1 protein-coding gene is annotated in these 827 nt (G+C 55.9%); it reads right to left on the bottom strand.

Annotation, left to right across the window (positions count from 1 at the left end):
- Positions 1 to 827 (bottom strand): hypothetical protein (locus ACGF49_RS24640; RefSeq protein WP_387493346.1); only part of this gene is annotated, 827 nt, incomplete at both ends.

An 827-nucleotide genomic window follows, 5' to 3' on the forward strand; every position in this document is an offset into this window, starting at 1 on the left:
CACCAGAGACGTAGGACGGGTCTCGTCGTCTACGGTAAGCTGTTTGCCCGCGGAGATTAACCCCTCAGCATTCTCCAGCGTGTGACTCACCTGAGCTTGCAGGTGATTGGCTGCCCGTAAAGCGCCCTGAGTATTGTCCACCTGTTGAGCGTTGACCGTCAGGTTTTGCGCTTCCAGCCCGTTATCCGTCTGCTTCGTTTCCCGGTTAATCAAATGAGCGGTGTTCAGGGTCAATTGCTGACCGCCACGGATAAGGCCGCCGGTGTTATCGGTTTGAGTGTCAACATTGAGCGTGGTGTCGCCCACCGCCTGCGCCTGCCCGTGACGATTGTCGAGCTGATGAGTGTTCAGGGTTAACGTGTCGGTGGATAACAACTTGCCGTCCCGGTTATCCAGCGCGGCGTGTCGGGTGTCAATAGCCAACTGTCCGCCTTGCAGATGACCGTGGCGATTGTCCAGTGGGCCGCTGGTGATAGTGGTTTTTCCTTCTCCAATAATCTGGCCCTGCTGGTTATCCAGCAACTGTCCGTCGGTATCCAGAGTCAGGGCATCTGCGGATTGTAAAGTCCCGTTGCGGTTGGTCAGTTGTCGGCTGTGAATGTCCAGCCCGCTATTTCCGGCTATCTGGCCCTGAGTATTATTGAGTGCAGTACTGGTCAGCGCAGTTTTGCCGTCCGCCACTATCATGCCACCGGTGTTATTGATATCGCCGGTGAGCAAAGTTAAGTGTCCGTCACTCAATAACCGGCCTGCTTTTTGGTCGGCATTGCGGGTATTGGTGAATCGGTGGCCGTGGGTATCAACGGTCATCTCGCGGCCAGCCTGTA

It is taken from the genome of Photorhabdus sp. RM96S (assembly GCF_042879335.1).
Taxonomy (GTDB): domain Bacteria; phylum Pseudomonadota; class Gammaproteobacteria; order Enterobacterales; family Enterobacteriaceae; genus Photorhabdus; species Photorhabdus kayaii.